The following is a 21779-nucleotide window of genomic DNA, read 5'->3' on the forward strand; positions in this document are numbered from 1 at the left end:
CTCATGACGTCGATCGAACGCCCGGGCGCATCCCGTCTCGAAGATCAGACCGACCTGCGCATTGTGCGAGAGGTGTCGAGTAACGGCCGTGCCACGCTTGCGGAGCTTTCGGAGGCGACCGGTTTGTCGACGTCGGCGGTGCAGGCGCGGCTGCGGCGGTTGGAATCCCGCGGAGTGATCACCGGCTATCGCGCGACGGTCGACGCCGAGGCGGTCGGGCGGCCGCTGTCGGCATTCATTGAGATCACGCCGCTTGATCCGGCACAGCCCGACAACGCGCCCGAGCTGCTTGAGCACCTGTCGGCCATCGAGGCGTGCCACTCGACGGCGGGTGACGCGAGCTACATGCTGTTCGTGCGGGTGCCGACACCCCGCGACCTCGAGGTGCTGATTCGCGACATCCGCGTCGCCGCGTCGGTGAACACCCGCACCACCGTGGTGCTGCAGACCTTCTACGAGAACCGCCCCATCCTGGCGGAATAGCGGGCCGCGCCGCGCGCGTGCGCGAGGCATGGCTGTGTGCGCGAGACATGGCGGGTGCGCGAGACATGGTGCGGTGTGCCCTGTTTCGGGCACGAAGTCTTGTTTGGGTGAGCGGGACGCGGGGCGTGGGGCAGCGTGCGTGGGCGGCGCGGGCGAGCAAGCGGTGTGCGCGCGGGCGAGACATGGCTGTGTGCGCGAGACATGGTGGGGTGCGCCCTGTTTCGCGCACGAAGTCTTGTTTGGGGCGAGCGGAGCAAGGGTGCGGCGGCGCGGAAGCAAGGGCGAGCGGGACGCGCGGCGGCGCGGAAGCAAGGGCGAGCGGGACGCGGGCGAGGGGGGCGGGTGCAGCGGCAGCCGCAGGCGCGACGCGCAGCCCCGCACCGGGCAGGCGCGCGCGAACGCAACCCTCCGCCCACGCAAACAGCGGGCCGGGCGACCCGAAGGTGCCCGGCCCGCCGAAGGGATGGTGCTACTGGCCGCCCTCGGTGAGGGTGACCTCGATCGGGGTGAAGTCGGCACCCTCGACGTCCACACCGTCAGCGGCAAGCGCCTCGAGCGCCGCTTCGATGTAGGTGTTGTCGTATGCCGATGCCGGGGGCTCAGCGGTGATCAGGTTGAGACCGTCCTGGTTGGTGGCGGCAAGTGCGCCGTCAACCGTCTGGTCCCACGCGGCCGAGTCGATGACGCCGATGCCGGCGGCAGCGGGCCAGATCAGCTTGTTGGTCTCGTTGGTCTGCCACAGCTGGTGCGTCGGGCCGACCGGGAAGGCGGCTTCTGCGTTCGAGGCGACGTCCCAGACGAGGGATGCCGCGTCTTCGGTGTTGTCGCGGGCGTAGACCCATCCCTTGACGACAGCCTTCAAGAAGCGCTCGGCAGCGTCGGCGTATGCCGGGTCGCTTTCGAGACGCTCGGTGTCAGCCCAGATGGCGTCCTGCAGCATGGCGCCCGCGGTGTCTTCATACGACACGATCGATAGGTCGTCCATCGTGTAGAGCTCGCCGGTATCGGGGTCGACCGTCTCGAGCACCTGAGCGAGCTCGTTGTAGGTCATCGCCTGCGCAGCATCCACATCTCCGTCAAGAAGAGCGTTCATCGAGAAGTCCTGCGTCGTGATCGACACGCTCTGCGAATCGAGTCCTTCGTCGGCCATCGCCGCGAAGATCTCCCACTCGTTGCCGAAGCCCCACGAGCCGATGCGCTTGCCCTCGAAGTCAGCGACCGAGGTGATGTCGTCGTCTGCCCACGACACCTGGAGCGTGCCCGAACGCTGGAAGATCTGCGCGATGTTGGTCAGCTCGACACCGGTGGCTTCGATGGTTCCGAGAACCTTCGGCACCCACGCGACGGCGAAGTCGACGTCACCCGCGATGAGAGCATCCTGCGGCACGATGTCACCACCCGAGGGGATGATCTCGACCGAGTCGAAACCCTCTTCTTCGAAGTAGCCGAGCTCTTGGGCCGCGTAATAACCGGCGAACTGTGCCTGCGGCAACCACTGCAGCTGCAGCGAGAGGTCGGTGATCGGCTCGAAGTCACCCGAATCGGCGGAGTCGGTCGACTCGGAGGTTGATGCACTGCACGCCGATAGCGCGAGAACGGTTGCTGTTGCTGCTGAAGCGAGCAGGAGCCCGCGCCGTTTGCTGTGTCGCATGGTGTTTCCCTTCGTGATGGTGGGTGGTGCAGGGTGTACCGCTGTTTCCGGGTTACCCCGGGATCCGCCTAGCCGTCAGGCGCTCGAGCAGCACCGTGGCGAGGAAGAAGATGAGGCCGATCACAATGCCGGCAAACACGTAGGCCCACGCGAGTGCGGCATTGCCGCTTTTGGCCATGGTGGCGATCGCGGTGCCGATACCGTCAGCGGGGCCGCCGAAGTACTCGGCGACCAGCGCCGAGATGACGGCGAGCGAGCTCGCGATGCGAATACCGATGGTCAGATACGGCAGCGACGTCGGCAGGGTGAGCTTGCGAAACGACTGCGACCCGCTCGCCGCATAGGCGCGAAACAGGTCGCGCTGCACGGGGCGGGCCTGCCTGAGGCCTCGCAGCATGTTCAGGTAGACCGGCACAAAGGCTGCGATTCCGGCGATGGCCTGGCGGCCGAACTGGCTGGACGCTCCGAACATCGTGTTGAACAGGGGAGTGAGGGCAACAATGGGCACCACCGCGATCGCCGCGACTACAGGGACCGCCATCGCATCGATCGGCCGCGCCCATGCGGCAATGCCCGCCGCGATGATGGCCAGGATGCTGCCGCACACCAGACCGACGAGGGCGTTGCCGCCGGTGATGATCGCGTCCTCCAAGATGATGCCCCAGTGCGTGATCAGCGCGTCGACGATCGCCGTCGGACTCGGGAGCATGCGTGGCGTGACCTGAGCGACTTCGACCAGCAGCTGCCAGAGGATGAGCACCAGCACGCCGAAGGTGATGGGTGCTGCGATGCGCAGCACCTGATCTCGCGTGCGCATCGGCGCTTGCTGCATGCTCACCGTTCGTTCGCCCGTTCAGTGGGTGCGCCGTGCAGCGCTTCGCGCACCGCGGTGACTCGTTCGAAGAATTCGGGTGCTTCGCGCAGCGACTCGGTGCGCGAAGCACCGAGAGGCACGTCGACGATCTCGGCGATGCGACCGGGTCGCGCCGACATGACGACGACACGCTCAGACAGGAACACCGCCTCGGGAATGGAGTGCGTGACGAAGACGACGGCGGCGCCGGTGTCGGCGGCAATTCGGGCAAGCTCCGTCTGCATGCGCTCGCGCGTCATCTCGTCGAGTGCGCCAAAGGGCTCGTCCATCAGCAGCAACTTCGCGTCTTCAGCGAGCGCACGCGCAATCGCAACGCGCTGCTGCATTCCGCCAGAGAGCTGGTCGGGGTAGTGCTCGGTGAAGTCCGAGAGTCCGACCATTGCGGCAAGCTCCGCCACGCGCGCCTTGCGCTTTGCCGGAGCGATTCCATGCAATTCGAGGGGCAGCGCCATGTTCGCTTCCACTGTGCGCCAGGGCAGCAGACCCGCCTGCTGAAACGCGATGCCGTAGTCCTGATCGAGCCGGGCGCGGGCGGCTGGCTTTCCGAACACTTCGATGGTGCCCGCGGTCGGCTGGTCGAGGTCGGCGATCAGACGCATCAGCGTCGACTTGCCGCATCCAGACGGGCCAATCAGCGAGATGAACTCACCCGCTGCCACATCGAGGTCGACCCCGGCGAGAGCGTGGACAGTGGCGGTCTTGGTGGCGAACTCACGTGTGACGCCCGCGACGTGAACGGCTGGTGCGGTAGCGATGGGGGAGGTCATGTGGTGGCTTCTCCTCTGCGGTATGGCGTCAGGCTCGCGCCGAGCAGGGCGACGGAGCCGGCGGCGATGAGTCCGAGAAGGACGGCGCCGAAAATGGGTGCCCACGGAATCGCGGGATCGCTCGAGGCTTGGCCGGCGAACTGAATGAGCATGCGGCCAAGGCCGCCGCGCATACCGATCGAGACCTCTGCGACCACGGCGCCGACGACCGCATTGGCAGCGGCAAGACGCAGAGCGGGCAACAGATAGGGAACGGACGCGGGCAGGCGCAGCGACGTCAATGTCGCGCGATACCCCGCGCCGTAGCTGCGCATCAGGTCGACGTGAATCGCGTCGGGTGAGGTCAAGCCGCGCAGGGCACCGATCGCGACAGGGAAGAATGCAAGGTACGAGGCGATCACCGCGATCGAGAGCCATTGCGGCCACGGAAAACCGCCGCGATCGATCTGGGTGCCGATGCTCGCCACCAGCGGCGCGAAGGCGATGAGCGGCACGGTCTGCGACACGATGATCCAGGGCAGCAGCCCCCATTCCGCCAGGCGCCAGCGCTGCATGACGAGCGCGAGCGCGAGGCCGACCACGACCCCCATCAGCCAGCCGACCGCCGCGATTCCCAAGGTCACGAGGGCCGCGCCCGCGACGGCGAACCACAACGGCGGGGTATCGGTGCCGCCGGTGGGCTCAAACAGGCGTTCCCACATCGTCCAGATGTGGGGCATCGCCCGGTCATGGGTGCGGGGAAGAATGCGCAGACCGCTCTGGTCATCACCCGCGACCCCGAAGATGATCACACCGTCGTCGGGGCCGAGCCACTTGTAGAGCTCCCAGATCGCCATGACGGCGATGATGCCGAGCGCCCCCCATGCCCACCTCGACGCCGGAAAGGAACGCCTGGGCTTCGCCGGGCGCGCGATCGCGGTCGCGGATTCGGCGAGAACCGCGGTATCGCCCGGTGGGCCCGCCGTCATGCCTTGGCCGTCACGTGGCTCGAAAGAGCCGGAATCACGGTTTCGCCGTAGACCCGCATGGTCTCTTCTTTGTTGTCGTGCTGCAGATAACCCGCGAATTGGGTGACTCCGAGCGCTTTGAGCTTCTCGAGCTTCGCGATGTGCTCGTCGGCGGTGCCGAGAATGCAGAAGCGGTCGATGATCTCGTCTGGCACGAAGTCGGTGTGCTCGTTGCCTGACTTGCCGTGCGAGTTGTAGTCATAGCCGGTGCGCCCCGCGATGTAGTTCGTCAGCGCTTCGGGAACGTCGCCGTGCATGCCGTACTTCGCGACGATGTCGGCAACGTGGTTGCCGACCATTCCGCCGAACCAGCGGCACTGCTCGCGCATATGCGCGACGTCGTCGCCGATGTACATCGGGGCGGCCACGCAGAAGGCGATCGATTCGGGGTCACGCCCGGCGGCAGCCGCGGCATCTTTGACTGTTTTGATCATCCACGCCGCGATGTCGACGTCTGCCAATTGCAGAATGAAGCCGTCGCCGACCTCACCGGTGAGCTTGAGCGCCATCGGTCCGTACGCGGCGACCCACACCTCAAGCTCGGAACCGCGGCTCCACGGAAACTGCAGCGTTGCGCCCTTGTACTCCACGGCGCGAGAGTTGGCCAGCTCGCGAATAACGTGAATCGACTCACGCAGCTCGCTCATGGTGACCGGCTTGCCGTTGGTGACGCGAACGGCCGAGTCGCCGCGGCCGATGCCACACACGGTGCGGTTGCCGTACATCTCGTTGAGGGTGGCGAAGATCGATGCCGTGACGGTCCAGTCACGCGTGGCGGGGTTCGTCACGAATGGGCCGACGGTGACCCGGTTCGTCTCGGCGAGGATTGCCGAGTAGATCACGTAGGGCTCCTGCCAGAGCAGGTGCGAGTCGAACGTCCAGACGTGGCTGAATCCGTGTGCTTCGGCGAGCTTCGCCAACTGCACGGTGCGTGCAGCGGGCGGGTTGGTTTGGAGGACGACTCCGAAATCCATGGTGTGTTCCTTAAAGGTCTGCAATGCGGATGCTGCGAGTGCCGCCGTGACGTGCACCGCTAGTCGAGTAGCGCCGAAGCGCGGTGGTGACGCGGTTTACGTCAGATACTGCGACAAGCCCCGCTTGAGGAACTGTCCATCGCCCTTCTGCCCCAGGTACTGGCCATCGTTGACGACGACCTTGCCTCGCGAGATGACCGTGTCGACGTGACCGTCGACCTCATAGCCCTCCCACGCGGAGTGATCCATGTTCATGTGGTGCGTCTTGCCGTAGCCGATTGAGGTGTGACCGTTCGGGTCGTAGACGACCACATCGCCGTCGGCGCCGGGGGCGATGACACCCTTCTTGCCGTACAGGCCGAACATGCGCGCGGGCGTGGTGGAGGTGAGTTCCACCCAGCGCTCGAGTGTGATCTTGCCGGTGACAACGCCCTGATACATCAGGTCCATGCGGTGCTCCACCGAGCCGATGCCGTTGGGGATCTTGCGAAAGTCGCCGAGCCCGAGCTCTTTCTGATCCTTCATGCAGAACGGGCAGTGGTCGGTGGAGACCATCTGCAGGTCGTTCGTGCGCAGCGCCTGCCACATGGCGTCTTGATGCCCCTCTTCGTGTGAGCGAAGCGGGGTCGAACAGACGAACTTGGCGCCCTCGAAGTGTCCGTACTTGTCGCTCGTAGCGCCGAGCTGGTCTTCCAGTGACATGTACAGATACTGCGGGCAGGTCTCGGCGAAGACGTTTTGCCCGGCATCGCGAGCCCACGCCACCTGGCCGACCGCTTGTTTCGCGCTCACGTGCACGATGTACAGCGGCGCGCCGGTGAGTTTGGCCAGCATGATGGCGCGGTGGGTGGCTTCCTCTTCCATCTCCCAGGCGCGCGCGACCCCGTGGTAGAACGGGTCGGACTTGCCCTGTTCAATGAGCTGAGCGGCGAGCACGTCGATGGCTGGGCCATTCTCGGCGTGCATCATCGTCATCATGCCGGTGTCGCGAGACAGCTGCATGGCCTTGAGGATCTGCGCGTCGTCGGAGTAGAACACTCCGGGGTAGGCCATGAAGAGCTTGAAGCTCGAGATGCCTTCGTCGACGAGTGAGCGCATCGCCAGCAGCGACTCGTCGTTGACATCGCCGACGATCTGGTGAAAACCGTAGTCGATCGCGCAGTTGCCCGCGGCCTTGTCGTGCCACGCGGCAAGCCCGTCTTGGATCTTCTGCCCGTACGTCTGCACGGCGAAGTCGATGATGCTCGTCGTGCCGCCCCACGCCGCAGCGCGGGTGCCGCTTTCGAAGGTGTCTGATGCCTCAGTGCCGCCAAACGGCAGCTGCATGTGCGTGTGTGCGTCGATGCCGCCGGGGATCACGTACTTTCCGGTGGCGTCGACGACCGTGTCGACCACCGCAGAAATATCGGTGCCGAGCAGGGCTGAGCCCGGCTGCAGCACCGCGATGATCTTCTCGCCGTCGATCAGAACGTCAGCGTCTCCGCGACCTGTCGCCGAAACGACCGTGCCGCCCTTGATGAGTGTGGTTGCCATGGTGTCTGCTCCCTTGTCTACAGCGCGCTGATCTCGCCGTAGCCGTCAGGTCGACGATCACGGTAGAACTGCCAGTCGTCGCGCATCTGGCGTACGAGGTCCATCTCAAGATCGCGAATGAGCAGCTCTTCGTGCTCACCCGAACCGAGCTCTCCGACGTAGTTGCCGCGAGGATCAACGATCTGGCTCTTGCCATAGAAGTTGACGGCCTCGTCGCCATACTCGTTGTCTTCGAGTCCTACGCGGTTGGGCGCGAGGACGAAGTAGCCGTTCGCGACCGCAGCTGCGGGCTGCTCGACTTCCCACAGGCGGTTGGATAGACCGGGCTTTGTTGCGTTCGGGTTGAACGCCAGGTGGGCACCGTTGAGTCCGAGCATGCGCCATGCCTCTGGAAAGTGGCGGTCGTAGCAGATGATCACGCCGACCTTGCCGACAGCGGTGTCGAAAACGGGGTAGCCGAGGTTGCCGGGCTTGAAGTAGAACTTCTCGTAGAACTTCTCCACCTGTGGAATGTGCTGCTTGCGATAGCTGCCAAGCACGGTGCCGTCAGCATCCACCACGACGGCTGTGTTGTAGTACACGCCGGTCTGCTGCTCTTCATAGATCGGCAACACCATCACCATGTTGAGCTCTTCAGCGAGGGCTGCGAAGCGGGTGACGGTCGGGCCATCGATGGGCTCGGCGTAGTCGTAGTACTTCTTGTCTTGGGTGATGCCGAAGTAGGGCCCGTAGAAGAGCTCTTGAAAGCAGATGACCTGTGCGCCTTGGGCGGCAGCATCCCGAGCGAACTGCTCGTGTTTGTCGAGCATCGACTGTTTGTCGCCAGTCCACTTTGTCTGCGTAATTGCCGCACGTACCGTCGTCATTGCGTCTCCGTCCATGCTCGAGCGAGCATTTGTATCTGCCGCCGAGAGGGAGGGTCGGGATTGCCTCTCTGCTACCCCGATCAAACAGCCCCCACATTTCACTGTGGTTTCGGCCTGTGTCGTGACAGTAAAGCCTGCAAGCAGGGCAGGGCAAGACCCCGGGTGTGATCGATACTCGAACGGATGCTGCGCCCGAAGACTCAATCCCGGGGGATGCTCACCGCGCTGGCCGCCGCCCCGGGCAAACGATCAGTCCTGTGGTGTGGGCGCCGGATCGTGAGCCCAGCTTGGTGCGAGGGCGCGAATGCGCGCCGCGCGCCACTGCCACGTTGCCCACAGCACCGGCCAAAGCAGAGGCGCAGACGCCCCGCCGATCACGAGGCGATCGCGCCACAGCGTTTTGGATGGATCGCCCGGAGCGGGCGAAATCGCCATCTGGTGATCCCACACATCGAGCGACGCAAGAGGACCGGTGAGGGGAATGCCGGTGTCGCGGAAGATCCGCACCCGGCCCGCAGGCTCATCGACGAAGCGCTCGCTCACGCTGATGAACTGGCGGCCCATGGGAATCTCGCCGAAGGCGGCGAGTTGCACGGCAACGTCGGCGCCCGGTTCCCACGTCGTGGGGAGTCCCTGAGGCTCAAGCGGCGACATGTCGACCACGGGGCCATACAGTTCAGCCACCGCGCGCGGGGAGTGCAGCGCGCGCCATGCGGCATCTGCATCGCAATCGATGACGAGCTTGAGCATGATCCGCATGCGTCCAGTGTTGCACTTCGTTCACTGTCTTCGATCGCACGCGCGCGACAGATTAGGCTCGGTAGGTGCAAGAGTCTGAGACGCCGGGGGCCGCTTGCGACGGCTCCTTCTTCGATCAACATCGCTACCAGGTGCGGTTTGAGTGGGGTGTTGAGGGGCTCGCGCACCTCGACCCGGCCGATATCGTCATCGTGGTCGACGTGTTGCGTTTCTCGACCACGACTACGCGCACCATTGAGGCTGGTGACACCGTCTCGCTCTCCGCAGCCCGTGTCAGCGCACTGCATGGTGTTGCGGTGGCGGATTTGGCAGCGGCAACCGGTGCCCTTGTCATTCTGGGCTGCCTTCGGAACGCATCGTCGGTCGCGCGCGAGGTCGCCGACGAACAGCTTCGTCGAGGGGCGCGCACGAGCATTGCGATCATCGCCGCGGGTGAGCGAGTTGCTGGCGAGACCGGCTTGCGGTTCGCGGTCGAAGATCACCTCGGAGCGGGTGCGATCATCGGTGCGCTCACCGACCTGGGTCTTGACCATACGTCGCCCGAGGCGGCATGCGCAGCAGAGGCGTTCCGAGGCATGCGCGGGGCGACGCGGCACCTTCTTTCGGCATCGGGGTCAGGTCAGCAGCTCATCGCAGGGGGTTCGCGGGGCGACGTACTCGCCGCTGCTGACGTCGATGCGTCTACCGCGGTGCCCGTGCTGCGTGAGGGCATTTTTGTCGGCGGCTCGGTTGCCGACTAGCGGGGTATTTGCGCCGCCAGCCGGGTTGCGGGCGTGATCTCTCGACGCGCCCACGCGAACAGGTAGCGCTCGTCGTATCGCGGCGCGCACTTCACGCACGACGCGGCTCTGGTGGGCTTGCGGTGGCGATACGCGACGTGCCCTGCCGGACAGGTGCCCACCCATGGCGCCAGATCGGTCGCCGTTTCGCCGTTGTGCGTGGTGCCGCCCACATAGCCCAGATCGCGCGCGACTCGCTTCCACGCGGCACCATGCCCGGCGCTCGGGCCGGCGAGCGCGTGAGCGACCTCGTGCAGCAGCGTCTGATGATTGGTGTCGTCGTCGTAGCGCGCCGTGAGGTAGCGAGACACGGTGATGCGTTTTCGCGTGTAATCGCAGAGCCCTGCTCGCCGTTTCGCATTGTCGAAACTGAACGACCACGAGTCATCCAGGTGAAGGGCAATCAGCGCCTCAGCCCAGTGGCGCACACGGTTTAGATCCGACATGGGGTGAGACTAGAACATACCTACGACACTCAGCGGGCGACCGGTGCGTGCGGGCGTCGAATCAGCTGGCGACCGACTCAGCGGCGCGGCGACGCTCTACCGTGTCGATGGCGAGCAAGGTGGATTCGAGTTGATCGTCGGGGGCGCCAGCGTCCTGGCGCAAGAAGAGCGCCCGCTTGAAGTCGTGGCGTGCCGACTCGAGGCTTCCCTCGTCGAAGTGCACCTTGCCGCGGTGCTGATACGCGAAGGCGGCGATGCCTGCCCACCCGTGCCCCTCAGCTTCTTCTGCGCAGGTGCCGAGCTCTTGTTCGGCAGCGGCATAGGCGCCGCGCACCTGCTGCACCGAGGCGTGCAGAATGCGTGCCCTCAGCAGGTCTTTGCGCGTTCCGGCCATGCGGGCCACGCGAACAGACTGCTCAGAGATCACGAGGGCGTCGTCTGCTCGACCGAGAACCTTCAACAGCCACACTCGCTCAAGAAGAGCGGGCAGCGAGCGCTGCTCGCCGATTTCGTCAAGGCGTTCCTGGCACTGAGCGGGGTTGACCTTCTCGCGCAGGGTTTCTGGGTCGTACCCGAGGATGTAACTCACCCTGACCTCCTTTGCCGTGCTGTGAATCGCCATTCAAGTGTGACCCGTGGGTCACAAATTGCCGGCTCGGCACGCCGATCCGCGGCATCCGATCATCGTTCGAACAGCGTCGATGAGGGCTTCGGCGAGTCGGTCGCATCACCGTCAGCGGCAATGCGTGCACCCCGGGCGAACTCCTCGACCTCGCGTCCCTCTGCGACCTTGGCGGGATGCGGGCCCGCAGCCATGAGTCGTGGCAGCCACGCGGTGGGCAGCGCTGTGTGCGAGGCGGCAACAACGAGGTTTCCGAATCGGCGCCCTTTGAGGGTCTGCACCTCGGCGAGGATGATCACGTGTTCGAGCACGCGCGACACCGTCGCGACCTGACGCCGAGCGAACGCCAGACCGGCACCATCGGCGATGTTTATGAGCAGCACTCCGTCGGGCGCAAGAAAGCGTGCGGCCTCGGTGTAGAACTCCACGGTCGTCAGATGTGCGGGCGTCTGCGCTCCCGAGTACACATCAGACACCACCAGGTGTGCCGCGCCGATCATGCCCGCAGGCAGTCGCCCGAGCCCTTCACGCGCGTCGCCGATGCGTACGCGAATTGACGCGCCGCGGGGAAGGGGAAGGTTCTCACGCACGAGATCCCACAGAGCGGGCTCTAGTTCGATGACCTGCTGGCGTGACCCCGGCCGAGTGGTCTCTATGTAGCGCGGAATCGTCAGCGCGCCGGCGCCGAGGTGCACCGCGGTGATGGGCTGGCGCGGCATGCGCAGCTGATCGATCACGGCGCCCATGCGAGCGACATATTCGAAGTGCAGGTGTGTCGGGTCGTCAAGGTCAACGTGCGATTGTGGAGTGCCATTGACATCGAGTTCCCACCCGCCGGCGTATTGCGAAGGAATCACCCGTGCGATGGTGCCGTCGAGCAGCCGAGCCTCTGGCGGAGGAGGGGCGTTGTTTCTCGAGCGGGCCATGACTCAACGGTAGCTGTGGCGTGCTCGCCCGCCGCGCGCCTGACCCCGCTAGCGTGGGGGCATGAGCGCGATCGACCTCAACGCCGACCTGGGCGAGACGGTCGACGGTCGACCGACCGCCGATGATGAGTCGATGTTCGCTGTTATCTCGAGCGCCAACATCGCCTGCGGGGGTCATGCCGGCGATACCGCATCGATGCGCGAAGCTGTCGAGCGTGCCGCACGATTTGGGGTTGCTGTCGGCGCGCACCCCTCATTCCCTGACCGCGCCAACTTTGGGCGCAGCGCTCTGATCATCGAGCCCGCAGCGCTCGCCGCAAGTGTGGCGGCACAGCTGGCCGCGCTCGTCGCGGCGGGCGCCGAGATTCGCTACGTCAAACCGCACGGGGCCCTCTATCACGCGGTCATCTCCGACAGGGAAGTGGCGGATGCTGTCGCTCGCGCGATCAGCGACCTGTCATCCACGCTCGGGCGTGCCCTGCCTGTGCTCGGTCTCGACGGTGAGATTCGCGGCGCTGCAGAAGCAGCGGGACTTCCGTTCGTGCGTGAAGCCTTTCTTGACCGCGGGTACCGCGCCGACGGCTCGCTGGTGCCGCGCGGGGAGCCAGGAGCGCTGCTTGACGATCCCGTGCACGTCGCGGCTCGCGCGGTGAGACTAGCTCGCGAGGGTGTGGTCGAGACGGCAGGTGGCACACTCATCGACGCAGACGCGGCATCGCTCTGCGTTCACGGCGATTCGCCTGCGGCGGTCGAGATGGCGCGTGCGGTGAGGGCGGCGCTTGACGCGGACGGCCTGGCAGTGCGTGCGCCATGGTGAGCGGGCCATGGTGACTGGGCCATGGTGACCGCGCGCGCCCTGCCGATGGGCGAGAGCGCTTTTCTGCTCGAAGTCTCGACGCTCGACGAGGTGCTCGCCACGCACGCGTCGCTCGCGGCCTCGCGCCCCGAGGGTGTCATCGACCTCGTGCCCGCGGCACGCACGGTGCTCGTGCGCGTAGACCCGCGCGTGCTGAGTGTTGCCGCCGCACGCGCTTGGGCGCTCGAGAGCGCCCAAGCGGCAGACACTGCCGCCGAAAAACGGGGCGAGCTGCAGCAGGTTGACATCGTCTACAACGGCGCTGACCTCGCCGGCACCGCCATGCTGCTCGGTGTCACGGTGGAGCGGTTGATCGATGATCATCTGAGCGCCGAGTGGCGGGTGGCGTTCACCGGCTTCGCCCCGGGTTTTGGCTACCTGGTGAGTGCTGATTGGCCCCACGACGTGGCGCGCCTCGATGCGCCGCGCACCCGGGTGCCGGTAGGGGCTGTCGGGTTGGCAGGCGGTTTCTCGGGTGCGTATCCGCGTGAGACTCCCGGGGGGTGGCGGCTCATCGGCACCACCGATGCGCCGCTGTTCGCGCCCGAGGCCGAGCGCCCTGCGCTGCTTGCTCCCGGCATGCGCGTGCGCTTTCGCAGGGTCGACGATCTCGCGGGGGATGTTCTCAACCCTCCTGCGGGTGTCGCCACCGCGCGCGTCGACGATCCCGGCGCGGCCATTCGAATCGTTGAATCGGGATTGCTCGCAACCCTGCAGGATCTGGGGCGGCCGGGTGCGGCTTCTCTCGGCGTAGCCCCTTCAGGGGCGCTGGATCGCCGCGCCTTGCGCACCGCCAATCGGCTGCTCGGAAACGCCGAGACTGCCGCCGCGATCGAGGTCACGATGGGCGGGTTTCGCGCGACTGCCCATCGTGACCTGTGGATCGCGCTCACCGGCGCATCGGGCTCGGTGACACTCGACGGTCACCCCGTCGACCCCTATCGACCTGTGCAGTGGCGCCGTGGTCAGGAGCTATTTCTCGACTGGTTCACGCGCGGCGCGCGCGCCTATCTCGCCGTTCGTGGCGGCTGGGCTGGCCCCACCATTCTGGGCTCACGCTCGAGCGACGTGCTCGCTGGCCTGGGGCGACCGCCGCTGCGCGCCTCGCAACAGATGACAGTGAGCGAAGAGCATGCCGGCCCGATTCCGCCCGTCGACCTGAGCCCATGGGGTGCGCCGCACGACGGCGACCTCGACATCGAGCTTGCGGAGGGGCCGCGCGCTGAGTGTTTCGGGGCGAGCGCACACGCTGCGTTCTTTGACACGGTGTGGACGGTGTCGAACAACGCCGACCGAGTCGGCATCCGCCTCGACGGACCCCCGCTCGAGCGGGAGCACGCCGGTGAGCTGCCGAGCGAGGGGATGGTGCCGGGCGCGATTCAGGTGCCGCCGAGCGGGCAGCCGGCGGTGCTGATGGCTGACGGTCCGGTGACCGGCGGCTACCCGGTTATCGCTGTGGTGACGGATGCTGCGCTCTCGCTGCTCGGCCAAGCGCGGCCAGGCACCCGGGTGCGGTTTCGGCATGCGCTGCACTGAGCCGCGATAATCCGGGGTTTTCGCGGCCGAACGCGCGTCTTGCGCGCAGTTATACCGCAGCATCCCACCCTCGTCAAGAATCCGGCTGGACATGGCGCGTCTTCCCGCCTATAGTTGGTAGTTGCGCTCTTGGAATCCCCCTGCCCTCATATGGTGGTCGGCTGTGTCTGCGCGCCCCCCGCTTGATTTTCGGATCTGTTGCGGAGTGGGGCGAGTTGATTTTGGGGAAACAGAGCCTTCACCTGACGACAAGGAAACGAGCCCTTACCCGGGCCCACGGAGGTAATCCCCTTGGCTGCTGCGCGTAACGCATCCACCACCACCCTCAAGAACGGCCGCGGAGTATCGCGGCTTTCGTTCGCCAAGATCTCCGACACGCTGACGGTCCCTGACCTGCTCGCGTTGCAGACTGAGTCATTCGACTGGCTCGTCGGCAACGAAGCATGGACCGAACGTGTCGCGGAGGCCAAACAGGCGGGACGCACCGACGTTCCCGAGATCAGCGGTCTGGAGGAGATCTTCGAAGAGATCTCGCCAATCGAGGATCTGAGCGAGACGATGCAACTCTCGTTCACCAACCCCTACCTTGAGCCCGAGAAATACTCGATCGAAGAGTGCAAGGAGCGCGGCAAGACGTACGCCGCCCCCCTCTACGTCGAGGCCGAGTTCATGAATCACCAGACCGGTGAGATCAAGACTCAGACCGTCTTCATGGGTGACTTCCCCCTGCAGACCGGCAAGGGCACATTCATCATCAACGGCACCGAGCGTGTCGTCGTCTCGCAGCTGGTGCGTTCGCCCGGTGTGTACTTCGACAAGACGCCCGACAAGACGAGTGACAAAGACATCGTCTCGGCACGCGTCATCCCCAGCCGTGGTGCATGGCTTGAGTTCGAGATCGACAAGCGCGACCAGGTCGGTGTTCGTATCGACCGCAAGCGCAAGCAGTCGGTCACCGTCTTCCTCAAGGCTCTCGGCCTGACCACCGAAGACATCCTCGCCGAGTTCGCTGGCTTCGACTCGATCGAAGAGACGCTGTCGAAAGACACCATCCTCACGAAAGAAGATGCGCTTCGCGACATCTACCGCAAGCTTCGTCCGGGCGAGCAGGTTGCTGCCGAGGCTGCGCGCGCGCTCCTTGACAACTTCTACTTCAACTCGAAGCGCTACGACCTGGCAAAGGTTGGTCGCTACAAGATCAACCACAAGCTGGGCATCGACAAGCAGCTGAGCGACTCGGTTCTGAGCGTCGAAGACATCGTCGCCACGATCAAGTACATGGTTCGCCTGCACCGCGGTGACTTCGCGTACGACGGCATTCGCAGCGGCAAGCCCGCCGAGATCCGTCTGGCTACCGACGACATCGACAACTTCGGCAACCGCCGTATTCGCGCCGTCGGCGAGCTCATCCAGAACCAGGTTCGCACCGGTCTTTCGCGCATGGAGCGCGTTGTGCGTGAGCGCATGACCACGCAGGACATCGAAGCGATCACCCCGCAGACCCTGATCAACGTGCGCCCCGTCGTCGCGGCGATCAAGGAATTCTTCGGCACCTCGCAGCTGTCGCAGTTCATGGACCAGAACAACCCGCTCGCGGGTCTGACGCACAAGCGTCGCCTTTCGGCGCTCGGGCCCGGCGGTCTGTCACGTGAGCGTGCCGGCGTTGAGGTTCGTGACGTTCACCCCTCGCACTACGGCCGCATGTGCCCGATCGAGACGCCTGAAGGCCCGAACATCGGTCTGATCGGCTCGCTCGCATCGTTCGCGCGCATCAACTCGTTCGGTTTCATCGAGACGCCGTACCGCAAGGTCATCGACGGCAAGGTCAGCGAGCAGATCGACTACCTCACCGCCAGCGAAGAGAGCGACTTCATCGTTGCTCAGGCCGGTGTCGAGCTCAAGGCTGACGGCGCATTCGTCGACGAGCGTGTGCTTGCTCGTCGCGGTCAGGGTGGCGAGGTCGACCTCTTCCACGCGAGCGAAATCGGCTACATGGACGTCTCGCCGCGCCAGATGGTGTCGGTTGCTACGTCGCTGATCCCCTTCCTCGAGCACGACGACGCGAACCGCGCACTCATGGGCGCCAACATGCAGCGTCAGGCTGTGCCGCTGCTTCGCAGCGAGTCGCCTGTCGTCGGAACCGGTATGGAGGGCTACGCAGCCATCGATGCTGGTGACGTCATCACCGCTGAGAAGGCCGGTGTGGTCATGGAGGTGTCGGCAGACGTCGTCACCGTTCAGCTCGACGAGGGCGGCACGCAGGAGTACTACCTGCGCAAGTTCGACCGCTCCAACCAGGGCACCAGCTACAACCAGCGTGTGATCGTCTCTGCAGGCGACCGCGTTGATGTTGGCGAAGTTCTTGCCGATGGTCCCGCCACAGAGAATGGCGAGCTCGCGCTCGGCAAGAACCTGCTCGTGGCGTTCATGACGTGGGAAGGTCACAACTTCGAGGACGCGATCATCCTCAGCCAGAACCTCGTGAAAGACGACACCCTCTCTTCGATTCACATCGAGGAGTACGAGGTTGACGCCCGCGACACGAAGCTCGGCAAGGAAGAGATCACTCGCGACCTGCCTAACGTCAGCCCCGACCTGCTGAAGGACCTCGACGAGCGAGGCATCATCCGCATCGGTGCCGAGGTTCGCCCCGGCGACATCCTCGTCGGCAAGGTCACGCCCAAGGGTGAGACCGAGCTCAGCGCCGAGGAGCGTCTGCTCCGTGCCATCTTCAACGAGAAGAGCCGCGAAGTTCGCGACACCTCGCTGAAGGTTCCTCACGGCGAGCAGGGCACGATCATCGCCGTCAAGGAGTTCAACGCTGAAGACGGTGACGACGAGCTCGGCTCGGGTGTCAACCGCCGCGTTGTCGTCTACATCGCCCAGAAGCGCAAGATCACCGAAGGTGACAAGCTCGCTGGTCGTCACGGCAACAAGGGTGTCATCGCCAAGATCCTTCCGATCGAGGACATGCCCTTCCTGCCCGACGGCACACCCGTTGACGTCGTTCTCAACCCGCTCGGTATTCCGGGTCGAATGAACTTCGGCCAGGTGCTCGAACTTCACCTCGGCTGGATCGCCAAGCAGGGCTGGAAGGTCGAAGGCAACCCCGAGTGGGCGGCCAAGCTGCCAGAAGAGGCTCGCGAAGCTGCACCGAACACGAAGGTCGCCACTCCGGTGTTCGACGGCGCGTTCGAGCAGGAAATCGCCGGTCTTTTGGACTCGACCACGCTTACGCGTGACGGCGAGCGTCTGGTCGACTCCTCGGGTAAGACGATGCTGTTCGACGGCCGCTCCGGCGACCCGTTCCCGGCACCCGTCTCGGTGGGTTACATGTACATCCTGAAGCTGCACCACCTTGTCGACGACAAGATCCACGCACGCTCGACGGGCCCGTACTCGATGATCACCCAGCAGCCGCTCGGTGGTAAGGCTCAGTTCGGCGGACAGCGCTTCGGTGAGATGGAAGTGTGGGCGCTTGAGGCCTACGGTGCCGCATACGCGCTGCAGGAGCTCCTCACGATCAAGTCCGACGACATCCTCGGCCGCGTCAAGGTGTACGAGGCCATCGTCAAGGGCGAGAACATTCAGGAGCCCGGCATTCCCGAGTCCTTCAAGGTTCTCCTCAAGGAGATGCAGTCGCTGTGCTTGAACGTTGAAGCACTTTCGGCAGACGGCACCCCTGTCAACCTGCGCGACACCGACGACGAGGCCTTCCGCGCTGCGGAAGAGCTCGGCATCAACATCTCGAGCCGCTTCGAATCCTCGTCAATCGACGAGATCTGATCCGGCCAGGCAACGAACGAATTTCCGACACAGGAGAACTAGTGCTCGAATCAAACTCTTTCGACCAGCTTCGCATTGGCCTGGCCACCGCCGACGACATTCGTCGTTGGTCATTCGGTGAGGTCAAGAAGCCCGAAACAATCAACTACCGCACGCTCAAGCCCGAGAAGGACGGTCTCTTCGGAGAGCAGATCTTCGGACCCTCGCGTGACTGGGAGTGCGCGTGTGGCAAGTACAAGCGCGTGCGCTTCAAGGGAATCGTCTGCGAGCGCTGCGGCGTCGAGGTCACCAAGTCCTCGGTTCGTCGTGAGCGCATGGGCCACATTGAGCTCGCGGCTCCCGTCACCCACATCTGGTACTTCAAGGGCGTTCCCTCGCGCTTGGGCTACCTGCTCGACATGGCACCGAAGGACCTCGAGAAGGTCATCTACTTCGCCGCGTACATGGTCATCTCGGTCGACGAAGACGCTCGTCATCGCGACCTGGCCACGCAAGAGAACAACATTCGCCTTGAGCTCAAGACTCTCGGTGAGCGTCGCGACTCACGCGTTGCCAACCGTCTGCAGAAGCTGGAAGAGGAGCTTGCTGCTCTCGAAGCCGAAGGCGCCAAGGCTGACCAGAAGAAGAAGCTCAAGGATGCTGCCGAGAAAGAGATGGCAGCAACCCGCAAGAACTTCGACGAGCAGATCATTCGTCTCGAGAAGGTGTGGGAAGACTTCCGCACCCTCGAGGTCGGCCAGCTCAAGGGTGAAGACGAGATCTTCCACGAGCTTCAGGACCGTTTCGGTCAGTACTTCGAAGCTCACATGGGTGCGGAGTCGATCAAGCGTCGCCTGCTGACGTTCGATCTCGCCGCCGAAGCCGACAGCCTGCACCTGCAGATCTCTGAGGGCAAGGGCCAGCGCAAGATCCGTGCGATCAAGCGTCTGAAGGTCGTCAACTCGTTCCTGTCGACCGGTGCTTCGCCCGCGTCGATGGTGCTCGATGTCGTTCCGGTCATTCCGCCGGAGCTGCGCCCGATGGTTCAGCTCGACGGTGGCCGCTTCGCAACAAGCGACCTCAACGACCTGTACCGCCGTGTGATCAACCGCAACAACCGTCTTCGTCGTCTGATTGACCTCGGTGCCCCCGAGATCATCGTCAACAACGAGAAGCGCATGCTGCAGGAGGCCGTCGACGCACTGTTCGACAACGGTCGCCGCGGCCGCCCCGTCACCGGTACCGGCAACCGTGCCCTCAAGTCCCTCAGCGACATGCTGAAGGGTAAGCAGGGTCGATTCCGCCAGAACCTGCTCGGAAAGCGCGTTGACTACTCGGGCCGTTCGGTCATCATCGTCGGTCCCCAGCTGAAGCTGCACCAGTGTGGTCTGCCCAAGCAGATGGCTCTCGAGCTGTTCAAGCCGTTCGTGATCAAGCGTCTTATCGACCTTGGCCACTCGCAGAACATCAAGGCGGCCAAGCGTGCCGTCGAGCGTACGCGCCCCGAGGTGTGGGACGTTCTCGAAGAGATCATCCGCGAGCGTCCGGTGCTGCTCAACCGTGCACCTACGCTTCACCGTCTCGGCATCCAGGCGTTCGAGCCTCAGCTCGTTGAGGGCAAGGCAATCCAGCTTCACCCGCTCGTATGCGCAGCGTTCAACGCTGACTTCGACGGTGACCAGATGGCCGTGCACCTGCCGCTGTCGGTCGAGGCTCAGGCTGAAGCGCGCATTCTGATGCTCGCGTCGAACAACATCCTCAAGCCCTCTGACGGCCGTCCGGTCACCCTGCCTTCGCAGGACATGATCATCGGTCTTCACCACCTGACCACGGTCAAGGAAGGCGCAGCGGGAGAGGGTCGTGCATTCGGCTCGGTCAGCGAGGCGATCATGGCTAAGGACGAGGGTTCCCTCGACCTGCAGGCCAAGGTGCGCATTCGCGTTCCGGGCCTCACGTTCCTCGAGGGCGAAGCGCCCGAGGGCTACGAGAAGCACGGCCTGCTTGACGCATCACTTGGTCAGGCGATCTTCAACGACACCCTTCCCAAGGGCTACCCGTTCGTTCGCGAGCAGGCAGACAAGGGCAAGCTGTCGCAGATCGTCAACAAGCTCGCCGAGGAATACCCCAAGGTTGAGGTTGCTGCATCGCTCGACCGCATCAAGGACGCCGGCTTCTACTGGGCTACGCGTTCGGGTGTGACCGTTGCACTCAGCGACATCCTCACCCCGCCGAACAAGGCTGAGATCGTTGGCGGCTACGAGAAGCAGGCCGCGAAGGTTCAGGGTCAGTTCGAGAAGGGCCTCACGACAGACGCCGAGCGTCGTCAGGAGCTCATCAAGATCTGGACCGAGGCCACCGACGAGGTTCAGAAGGCGATGCGCGCCAACTTCCCGGCAGACAACACCATCAACCGCATGGTGTCGTCGGGTGCTCGTGGTAACTGGCTCCAGATCCGCAACATCGCGGGTATGCGAGGCCTGGTGAACAACCCGAAGGGTGAGATCATCCCTCGCCCGATCATCTCGTCGTACCGCGAGGGCCTGTCGGTTGCGGAGTACTTCATCGCAACCCACGGTGCTCGTAAGGGTCTGGCTGACACCGCCCTGCGTACGGCTGACTCGGGCTACCTCACGCGTCGTCTCGTCGATGTGTCGCAGGACGTCATCATTCGCGAAGAAGACTGTGGCACCCGCAAGGGCCTCGACTTCACGATCGCTGAAGTCGTTGATGGCGCGCTCGTCAAGGATGCCAACGTCGAGAACTCGGTGTTCGCACGTACGCTCGCCGCTGACGTGGTCGATGGCAAGGGCGAGGTTCTCGCCGCTGCTGGCGACGACGTGGGTGACGTTCTCATCAACAAGCTCGTCGAGGGTGGTATCGAGACCATCAAGGTGCGCTCGGTGCTCACCTGTGACTCGGCGGTCGGTGTGTGCGCGCGCTGCTACGGTCGTTCACTCGCGACCGGCAAGATCGTCGACATCGGTGAAGCCGTAGGCATCATCGCTGCACAGTCGATCGGTGAGCCCGGAACCCAGCTGACGATGCGTACCTTCCACACCGGTGGTTCGGCGTCGGCAGATGACATCACCCAGGGTCTTCCCCGTGTGCAAGAGCTCTTCGAGGCGCGTACCCCCAAGGGCGCGTCGCCTATTGCCGAGTCCGCCGGTCGCATCACGATCGACGAGACCGACAAGGCGAAGAAGGTCATCCTCACGCCCGACAACGGCGACGAGCCGCACGTCTACCCCGTGCTCAAGCGCGCAACCCTCCTCGTTGAGGACGGCGACCGCGTTGAGGTCGGCCAGCCCCTTCTGGTCGGCACGCTCGACCCCAAGGAGGTCATGCGTGTCATGGGTGCCCGCGAGGTGCAGCAGTACCTCGTGAACGGTGTGCAGGGCGTCTACCGCTCGCAGGGTGTGCCGATTCACGACAAGCACATCGAGGTCATCGTTCGCCAGATGCTGCGCAAGGTCACCGTGGTCGACCACGGCGAGACCACGTTGCTGCCGGGTGAGCTTGTTGACTTCAAGCGCTACCAGATGATCAACCGCGAAGCGGTCGGGTCAGGCAAGCGTCCGGCTTCGGGTCGCCCCGAGCTCATGGGTATCACGAAGGCGTCGCTTGCGACCGAATCGTGGCTCTCGGCCGCATCGTTCCAGGAGACCACGCGAGTGCTCACCCAGGCAGCGATGGACGGCAAGAGCGACCCGTTGATGGGCCTCAAAGAGAACGTCATCATCGGAAAGCTCATTCCTGCCGGAACGGGACTCACCAAGTACCGCAACGTCACGGTCGAGGCAACCGAAGAAGCAAAGAGCGAGCGTTACCCGCACCGCATCTTCGCTTCTGACGGCGCGTACACCGATGCTGACCTGAGCTATGTCGATTTCGACAGCTTCACGACCGACGACTTCACGAGCTACAACTAGTCAACG

The 21779-nt window shown here is 64.5% G+C and carries 17 protein-coding genes; 6 read left to right on the forward strand and 11 right to left on the reverse strand.

Annotation, left to right across the window (positions count from 1 at the left end):
- Nucleotides 1-3: 3 nt before the first annotated feature.
- Complete coding sequence (locus WDU96_RS13080) at nt 4-483, forward strand: Lrp/AsnC family transcriptional regulator (protein ID WP_337338973.1); 480 nt, start codon at nt 4-6, stop codon at nt 481-483.
- Nucleotides 484-952: 469 nt separating this feature from the next.
- Here the strand turns inward: WDU96_RS13080 and WDU96_RS13085 are convergent, their stop codons facing one another.
- The 8 genes from WDU96_RS13085 to WDU96_RS13120 all read right to left on the reverse strand — a co-directional run bounded on the left by WDU96_RS13085 (nt 953) and on the right by WDU96_RS13120 (nt 8914).
- Nucleotides 953-2134 carry an ABC transporter substrate-binding protein gene (locus WDU96_RS13085; RefSeq protein WP_337338974.1) on the reverse strand — a complete coding sequence of 394 codons (1182 nt, stop codon included), beginning with the start codon at nt 2132-2134 and terminating at the stop codon, nt 953-955.
- A gap of 52 nt (nt 2135-2186) precedes the next feature.
- Nucleotides 2187-2966, reverse strand: a complete 780-nt coding sequence (locus tag WDU96_RS13090) for an ABC transporter permease (protein ID WP_337339061.1) — start codon at nt 2964-2966, stop codon at nt 2187-2189.
- 2 nt (nt 2967-2968) lie between these two features.
- The gene (locus WDU96_RS13095; protein ID WP_337338975.1) at nt 2969-3775 is read right to left on the reverse strand and encodes an ABC transporter ATP-binding protein; all 807 of its coding nucleotides are present in this window, start codon (nt 3773-3775) and stop codon (nt 2969-2971) included.
- Complete coding sequence (locus WDU96_RS13100) at nt 3772-4743, reverse strand: ABC transporter permease (RefSeq protein ID WP_337338976.1); 972 nt, start codon at nt 4741-4743, stop codon at nt 3772-3774. Before WDU96_RS13100 ends, WDU96_RS13095 begins: the two co-directional genes overlap by 4 nt.
- Nucleotides 4740-5756 carry a TIGR03842 family LLM class F420-dependent oxidoreductase gene (locus WDU96_RS13105; RefSeq protein ID WP_337338977.1) on the reverse strand — a complete coding sequence of 339 codons (1017 nt, stop codon included), beginning with the start codon at nt 5754-5756 and terminating at the stop codon, nt 4740-4742. The genes WDU96_RS13100 and WDU96_RS13105 overlap by 4 nt, the downstream gene beginning before the upstream one ends.
- A gap of 96 nt (nt 5757-5852) precedes the next feature.
- Nucleotides 5853-7289 carry a dihydropyrimidinase gene (hydA, locus tag WDU96_RS13110; RefSeq protein WP_337338978.1) on the reverse strand — a complete coding sequence of 479 codons (1437 nt, stop codon included), beginning with the start codon at nt 7287-7289 and terminating at the stop codon, nt 5853-5855.
- 17 nt (nt 7290-7306) lie between these two features.
- Nucleotides 7307-8155: a nitrilase-related carbon-nitrogen hydrolase gene (locus tag WDU96_RS13115; protein ID WP_337338979.1), complete on the reverse strand. Its 849-nt coding sequence runs from the start codon at nt 8153-8155 to the stop codon at nt 7307-7309.
- A gap of 249 nt (nt 8156-8404) precedes the next feature.
- Nucleotides 8405-8914 carry a hypothetical protein gene (locus tag WDU96_RS13120; protein ID WP_337338980.1) on the reverse strand — a complete coding sequence of 170 codons (510 nt, stop codon included), beginning with the start codon at nt 8912-8914 and terminating at the stop codon, nt 8405-8407.
- A 65-nt stretch (nt 8915-8979) separates the two neighbouring features.
- On the opposite strand from WDU96_RS13120, the gene WDU96_RS13125 reads away from it, so the two are divergent.
- Nucleotides 8980-9654, forward strand: coding sequence for a 2-phosphosulfolactate phosphatase (locus tag WDU96_RS13125; protein WP_337338981.1), 675 nt, complete (start codon nt 8980-8982; stop codon nt 9652-9654).
- Here the strand turns inward: WDU96_RS13125 and WDU96_RS13130 are convergent.
- From WDU96_RS13130 to WDU96_RS13140, 3 genes are all read right to left on the reverse strand, one after another.
- Nucleotides 9651-10139 (reverse strand): SprT-like domain-containing protein, encoded by a 489-nt coding sequence (locus WDU96_RS13130; RefSeq protein WP_337338982.1) that lies wholly within the window; start codon nt 10137-10139, stop codon nt 9651-9653. The genes WDU96_RS13125 and WDU96_RS13130 overlap by 4 nt on opposite strands.
- A gap of 61 nt (nt 10140-10200) precedes the next feature.
- Nucleotides 10201-10728, reverse strand: a complete 528-nt coding sequence (locus WDU96_RS13135) for a hypothetical protein (RefSeq protein WP_337338983.1) — start codon at nt 10726-10728, stop codon at nt 10201-10203.
- Between the two features lie 92 nt (nt 10729-10820).
- Nucleotides 10821-11687, reverse strand: coding sequence for a spermidine synthase (locus WDU96_RS13140; protein ID WP_337338984.1), 867 nt, complete (start codon nt 11685-11687; stop codon nt 10821-10823).
- Nucleotides 11688-11748: 61 nt separating this feature from the next.
- On the opposite strand from WDU96_RS13140, the gene WDU96_RS13145 reads away from it, so the two are divergent.
- The 4 genes from WDU96_RS13145 to rpoC all read left to right on the forward strand — a co-directional run bounded on the left by WDU96_RS13145 (nt 11749) and on the right by rpoC (nt 21773).
- Nucleotides 11749-12504 (forward strand): 5-oxoprolinase subunit PxpA, encoded by a 756-nt coding sequence (locus WDU96_RS13145; protein WP_337338985.1) that lies wholly within the window; start codon nt 11749-11751, stop codon nt 12502-12504.
- A 21-nt stretch (nt 12505-12525) separates the two neighbouring features.
- Nucleotides 12526-14079, forward strand: a complete 1554-nt coding sequence (locus WDU96_RS13150) for a 5-oxoprolinase subunit B/C family protein (protein WP_337338986.1) — start codon at nt 12526-12528, stop codon at nt 14077-14079.
- Between the two features lie 291 nt (nt 14080-14370).
- A complete protein-coding gene (gene rpoB / locus WDU96_RS13155; RefSeq protein ID WP_337338987.1) occupies nt 14371-17865 on the forward strand; it encodes a DNA-directed RNA polymerase subunit beta in 3495 nt (1164 codons plus the stop codon).
- Between the two features lie 41 nt (nt 17866-17906).
- A complete protein-coding gene (gene rpoC, locus WDU96_RS13160) occupies nt 17907-21773 on the forward strand; it encodes a DNA-directed RNA polymerase subunit beta' (protein ID WP_337338988.1) in 3867 nt (1288 codons plus the stop codon).
- Nucleotides 21774-21779 lie beyond the last annotated feature (6 nt).

Origin of the sequence: Microbacterium marmarense, from assembly GCF_037204165.1 — a bacterium.
Lineage (GTDB): Bacteria > Actinomycetota > Actinomycetes > Actinomycetales > Microbacteriaceae > Microbacterium > Microbacterium marmarense.